This is a genomic window from Frankia tisae, from assembly GCF_025403405.1.
In the GTDB taxonomy this organism is placed as follows: domain Bacteria; phylum Actinomycetota; class Actinomycetes; order Frankiales; family Frankiaceae; genus Frankia; species Frankia tisai.
Window position 1 is genome coordinate 1 of the sequence record NZ_JANEZT010000406.1, and the last position, 5,605, is coordinate 5,605.

Here is a 5,605-nt window from a genome sequence, read left to right on the forward strand (position 1 = left end):
CCCCTGCCGCCCCCGGCGCCGCCGCTCCCCCGCGCCCGCCGCGCCCAGCCCGGCCACCGGAACCGGCGGGATCCGAGCCGGCGGGTGCTGCCGCGGGCGACGGTTGCAGCGTGCGGTAGCGGCCGAGGATGCCGTCGATGGCGGGGGCGGCGGCGATGGCCCGGGCGATGCCGTCTGCGTAGGCGCCCGCGCGGTACATCTCGGTCTGGCTGATCTCGCGGACCTCGATGCCGAGGCGACGCAGCGCGTCGCGGAACGGCGCCTTGAACCGCTCCGCCCAGCTCGGGAACTCGCCCCACGGGTCGGGAACGGCCGTCAGCGGCCGGCCGACGTGCTCGGCGAAGTCGGCGGGCACCCCGGCGGGCACCTTGCGCAGCCGGTCGTAGTCATCCCAGGACAGGATGTGCTCGCAGGGCACCCCGCGGGACCGGATCTCCTCGGCGACGAGGTGCGGGACGAGGATCTCCCGCAGGTTGCCGAGGTGAACGGGCCCCGATGGGCTGATCCCCGACGCGCAGACGACCTTCTCGCCGCCCGGGCGCCGCTGCGCCCGCTCGATCGCTTCGTCCGCGGCCTTGGCCATCCAGTCCCGGCGATCAACCACAGTCCCACCACATCTCGACGTCGAACCCTTGACAACAACCCTAATGGTCTCGCGTGGAGACCCGTCACCGCGCACGGTGGTCGCGGGGGCTGACGCCGTACTGGCGGCGGAAGGCGGTACTCAGCGCAAACGGGCTGCCGTAACCGGCGGGCGACGGCGGCCCGGGAGGCCCCGCAGGCGGCGGCGAGCTCCGCGACCGTCCAGGGATGTTGGGGCGTGTGGTGCAACAGGCGTAGTGCCCGGACCGCCCCGGGACGCCCACCCACGAGGAGCCAACCTTGACCGTGCACGTGATCGTCGGGGTCGGGTGCGGGCCGCGACGTGGCGCGACGCCCTGGCTGCCCACCGGGCCGGTCGGGCCCGGGTGACCTCGACGCCGCGCACAGCTGGGCCTACGCCGGCGACGTCGCCCGCGCTCTGGTCGCGATCAGCCGGAACTCGCGGCGGCCGGCGCCGCGGACCCCGTCACCGCCGAGGTGGTGGAGATGCTCTACCTGTACGAGCGGCCCTGCGTGCTCGACTCGACCGTCACCGAACGGACGTTTGCACCGGCCCCGGTGAATCTCCTCGGGAGTGCCTGTGGCCACTGGGCGTATCATGAGCATAGGCCGGGTGTATCGCGAGTGTCGACCAGCAGGTCGACCCAGCTGCCGGTCGCAGCCATCCGATGGTCATCGTCATCGGAGTGAGGCGGCCGTCATGACGACGAGCCAGCATGTGCTTCCCGCCGATCGCCCTGAAATCGCCCGGTTCGACGACGACGGCGGCGTCCCGACCCAGTACCCCGCGGCGGCCGCACCGGTCCTCACTCCGGGCCCCGCAGACGCCTCGCCCCGCCTGTCGTTGTCCCCGGTCCGCGGCCGGGACTCGTTCGACGGCAGCTGGTGGCCGCGGACGATGCGGCTGGCCGACGAGCTCCCCGGCCTCCTCACCGCGCTGGCGAAAGCCGACGGGAACATCCGCCGGGTCTCGGTGAACGGCGACGCCTGGGCAGCGATCCCCGACCTCGCAGAGGGGCCCGGGGCACCCCGGGTGCGAGTGGACTGGTTCCGGACCCTGGACCCGCGCGTGATCACCGCGGGCGGCGGCAGCAACGTGGGCCAGCCCCGGCTCCGACTACTCGTGATCCCGCCCGAGGCCGCGCCCGGCCCGGCTCAGACGGTGCTCCGGGCGGCCGCGGCCGGCGGGTTGACCGGCTCAGCCGGTGAGATCCTGCGGCAGGCCGGCGCCGAGACCCCGGCGGACGACGGCGGACCGACCGGCGCCGCGGTGCCGGAGTCGTCCGCGGCGCCCGTCGCTTCGCCCTGACCACGACCATGGCGGGCAACATCAGCGCGCCGGTCCCGGCCGACGACCACCGGGCCGAGGCCGTACTCGCCTGATCCCGAGGCCCCGACCTGTAAGGGACCCGAAGGAATGGAAGGCCGCCATGAGTGACACCGACCCCGCCCGTCTCGACGAGATCGCGTTCCACCTACTCACCGCCCAGCGGGCCAGCCGTGGCATCCGCCGTCTCGCCAATGCCGCCGTCGAGATCGGCGAACCGGTGGACGCCGCGGGCGTCAGTGCGGTTCTCGCGGAGTTCCGGGCGGCCTACCGCGAGGTGCACGCGGTCCTCGCCAGCGGCATCAGCGAGGACATCGTGTACCTCGCCGCCCAGCTCGACCGGCCCTGATCGGGCCCACCCCCGTGCCGGCCGCTTCGACCGAACGACCGGCACCGGGCGCGGACCGCCGATGTGGCGGCTAGGCGAGGGTGGCGGTTAGGCGAGGGTGGCGGTTAGGCGAGGGTGGCGTCGAGGTCCTTGCGGATCTCCTCGGGGGTCACCGTCGGCTCATAACGGCGTACGACGTTACCGTCGGTGTCGACGAGGAACTTGGTGAAGTTCCACTTGACCTCGTCGGTGCCGATCGCCTCGGGCCGGGTCTTCTGGACGTGCTCGTAGAGGAAACCGGACTCGGGCCCGAAGTCCCCGGGCGCCTCGGCGCGCAGGTACTTGAACAGCGGCGCGGCGTCGTCGCCGTTCACCTCGACCTTGCTCAGCACCGGGAAGGTGACGTTGTAGTTGGCCGAGCAGAAGCTCTGGATCTCCTCCTCGGTGCCCGGCTCCTGGTTGCCGAACTGGTTGCACGGGAAGCCGAGGATCTCCAGGCCGCGGCCGTGCAGCTCCTGGTAGAGCGACTCCAGCCCCTCGTACTGCGGCGTCAGGCCGCACTTGCTGGCAACATTGACGATCAGGAGCGTCTGGCCGGCGTAGTCGCCCAGCGAGCGGCTGTCGCCGCCGGGGGCGTCTACGGTGAAGTCGTAAACAGTCATGGTCAACCTGGCTCTCGTGACGGGTCATCCGCGAACTTCGCGGCCGATGGTTCGACCGCTGCACGATCCTGACGCTACTCCGCCCCGTGGCTTTATGTCACCATGTTAGGTGCATAATTGTGCGCCGGTTCGACGCGGGTGGCCGTCTGGGATGCTCGTGGGGTCCGACGGCAGCGACCGATGGCGACGAACGAACAGGAACGCCCGACATGAGCATCGAACCCGACCTGCTGAAGATTCTGGCCTGCCCGGTCGACAAGGGGCCGCTGGAGCTGGTGGACGGCTGGCTGGTCAACCCGCGGCTCGGCCACCGCTACGAGATTCGCGAGGACGTCCCGATCCTGCTGCGGCCGGATCACGTCGACGCCGCGGTGGCACGCGTGCAGCCCTGACCGGCAGATCTCCCGCACGCCAGCACACAACAGCGGGGCCCGAGGAGAATTCCTCGGGCCCCGCTGTCACGCACACGGCAGGATTGCCTACTCCCGGCCGAACTGCTCCCGCAGGCGACGCAGTGCTTCCTCGTCGATCGCGGACGCAGGCTGGTCGGACTGGGAGGAAGCGGTGTACGAGGAGGGAGCGGCCGCCGCGGCGTCCGCCTCCTGCGCGGCCCGGATCTGGACCTGGTGCGCCTCGAAGCGGGTCTGGGCCTCGGCGTACTGCCGCTCCCATTCCGCCTGCTGCTCCTCGTAGCCTTCCAGCCACTCCCCGGTCTCCGGGTCGAAGCCCTCGGGGTAGACGTAATTGCCCTGCTCGTCGTACTTGGCTTCCATGCCGTACTGGCTCGGGTCGAACGCCTCGCCGTCGACGGCCAGCCCCGACGCCTCGTTCGCCTGCTTGAGCGACAGGCTGATCCGGCGCCGGTCGAGGTCGATGTCGATCACCTTGACCAGGATCTCGTCACCGACGTTGACGACCTGCTCCGGAATCTCCACGTGCCGCTCGGCGAGCTCGGAGATGTGGACCAGACCCTCGATGCCCTCGTCCACCCGGACGAACGCGCCGAACGGCACCAGCTTCGTGACCCGGCCGGGAACGACCTGGCCGATCGCATGGGTGCGGGCGAACTGACGCCACGGGTCCTCCTGCGTCGCCTTCAGCGACAGCGAGACCCGCTCACGGTCCAGGTCGACGTCGAGAACCTCGACGGTGACCTCCTGGCCGACCTCGACCACCTCGGACGGGTGATCGATGTGCTTCCAGGACAGCTCCGAGACGTGCACCAGCCCGTCGACGCCACCGAGGTCCACGAAGGCACCGAAGTTGACGATCGAGCTGACGACACCCTTACGGATCTGGCCCTTGGCCAGCTGGGCGAGGAACTCGGAGCGGACCTCACTCTGGGTCTGCTCCAGCCATGCCCGCCGCGAGAGCACAACGTTGTTGCGGTTCTTGTCGAGCTCGATGATCTTGGCTTCGAGCTCACGCCCCACGTAGGGCTGCAGGTCGCGGACTCGGCGCATCTCCACGAGGGAAGCCGGCAGGAAGCCACGGAGGCCGATGTCGAGGATGAGACCACCCTTGACAACCTCGATGACGGTGCCGGTGACGACGCCGTCCTCGTCCTTGAGCTTCTCGATCGTGCCCCAGGCGCGCTCGTACTGGGCGCGCTTCTTGGACAGGATCAGACGGCCTTCTTTGTCCTCCTTCTGGAGGACAAGGGCCTCGACGTGGTCGCCGACACTCACAACCTCGTGCGGGTCGACATCGTGCTTGATCGACAGCTCTCGGGACGGGATCACGCCCTCGGTCTTGTACCCGATGTCGAGCAGAACCTCGTCGCGATCAACCTTGACGATGATGCCGTCAACGATGTCCCCATCGTTGAAGAACTTGATCGTCTTGTCGACTGCCGCCAGGAAGTCTTCGGCCGAGCCGATGTCGTTGACCGCTACCTGTGGTGTGGTCGGGCTCTGCGCGGTGGTCACGGTCTCCACGGGTCGTACGTCGGTGGTGCTCGTCAAGGGGTCGGCTCCGACTAGGGGTGGTCGTCCGCGCGAGGGCCGGATCGAACCGCCGGGACCGAGGGACAGAGACAACGCAGAAAACGAAGAAACTGTCAGAACCGATAGCGACGCTCGAGTGGATCCGCTCGGTCTGAGACCCACGGACCCTCGTGCACAGACCCAAGTCTAGGGATGGGTGTCCGGAGTGGTCAACGGGAGTCGGCGCCCAGACACTCGCGACCCGCGACTGCGGTCACGCTACGCAGACACAAGACGGCAATATGTAGCTATGTGCTATCGCCCAACCACGCTCGCGCGACACCGACGGCGGCCAGCGGCGTCCACCGAGCCGATCTCCGTGCACCCGTTCCCCGGGCGGCCGGACACAGCACGGCGGGCTCAAAGATGACAAATACTTCAAAATACGACATGTAGGACGAGGAGCGATGGGACGGCAGACAGGCGGAAAAACGCGGGTGCTCTCCCCGCGCGGGGGACGCCGCCGAGCAGGCTCATGGTCACGAAAGACCGATGGACCACGAAAGACCGGTGGATCCCGACGGGCTGGTGGACAGGGTGGCCACGAGGAGCTGGTGGGCGGGGTGGAGGCGACGGCGGCCGCAGTGGCCGCGGCGGGCGGGACGTCAGGACAGTGGCCCGGGTCTAGCCGCTGGTCAGGGCCGCCCGGCTGGGCCGCGCTCGTCGCTGCCCGGCTCGGGCCGCCCGCCCGGACCGATCC

The 5,605-nt window shown here is 69.8% G+C and carries 5 protein-coding genes and 2 pseudogenes; 3 read left to right on the forward strand and 4 right to left on the reverse strand.

Annotation, left to right across the window (positions count from 1 at the left end; genetic code table 11):
• A pseudogene (locus NBZ85_RS26735) lies at window positions 1-604 on the reverse strand (lysine--tRNA ligase); the annotation flags it as partial.
• Between the two features lie 64 nt (window positions 605-668).
• Window positions 669-879: pseudogene (locus tag NBZ85_RS26740) on the reverse strand (helix-turn-helix transcriptional regulator); the annotation flags it as partial.
• A 424-nt stretch (window positions 880-1,303) separates the two neighbouring features.
• Here NBZ85_RS26740 and NBZ85_RS26745 point away from each other — a divergent pair.
• Both NBZ85_RS26745 and NBZ85_RS26750 read left to right on the forward strand, forming a co-directional pair.
• On the forward strand, window positions 1,304-1,912 hold the full coding sequence (locus NBZ85_RS26745; protein WP_261558104.1) for a DUF5994 family protein: 609 nt from the start codon (window positions 1,304-1,306) through the stop codon (window positions 1,910-1,912).
• 121 nt (window positions 1,913-2,033) lie between these two features.
• Window positions 2,034-2,279 (forward strand): hypothetical protein, encoded by a 246-nt coding sequence (locus tag NBZ85_RS26750; protein ID WP_261558105.1) that lies wholly within the window; start codon window positions 2,034-2,036, stop codon window positions 2,277-2,279.
• 104 nt (window positions 2,280-2,383) lie between these two features.
• Here the strand turns inward: NBZ85_RS26750 and NBZ85_RS26755 are convergent, their stop codons facing one another.
• Entirely contained in the window at window positions 2,384-2,920 is a 537-nt protein-coding gene (locus tag NBZ85_RS26755; RefSeq protein ID WP_261558106.1) for a glutathione peroxidase, read from the reverse strand.
• Between the two features lie 209 nt (window positions 2,921-3,129).
• Here NBZ85_RS26755 and NBZ85_RS26760 point away from each other — a divergent pair, with 209 nt between their 5' ends.
• On the forward strand, window positions 3,130-3,312 hold the full coding sequence (locus NBZ85_RS26760; RefSeq protein ID WP_261558107.1) for a Trm112 family protein: 183 nt from the start codon (window positions 3,130-3,132) through the stop codon (window positions 3,310-3,312).
• Between the two features lie 87 nt (window positions 3,313-3,399).
• On the opposite strand, the gene rpsA is transcribed toward NBZ85_RS26760, so the two are convergent.
• Window positions 3,400-4,884 carry a 30S ribosomal protein S1 gene (gene rpsA / locus NBZ85_RS26765; protein ID WP_163553481.1) on the reverse strand — a complete coding sequence of 495 codons (1,485 nt, stop codon included), beginning with the start codon at window positions 4,882-4,884 and terminating at the stop codon, window positions 3,400-3,402.
• Between the last annotated feature and the right edge of the window lie 721 nt (window positions 4,885-5,605).

What these genes read in the sequence shown, in the direction of transcription:
- NBZ85_RS26760 (WP_261558107.1), top strand. Translation starts at nt 3,130, where the DNA reads ATGAGCATCGAACCCGACCTGCTGAAGATTCTGGCCTGCCCGGTCGAC.
- NBZ85_RS26745 (WP_261558104.1), top strand. Translation starts at nt 1,304, where the DNA reads ATGACGACGAGCCAGCATGTGCTTCCCGCCGATCGCCCTGAAATCGCC.
- NBZ85_RS26750 (WP_261558105.1), top strand. Translation starts at nt 2,034, where the DNA reads ATGAGTGACACCGACCCCGCCCGTCTCGACGAGATCGCGTTCCACCTA.
- NBZ85_RS26755 (WP_261558106.1), bottom strand. Translation starts at nt 2,920, where the DNA reads ATGACTGTTTACGACTTCACCGTAGACGCCCCCGGCGGCGACAGCCGC.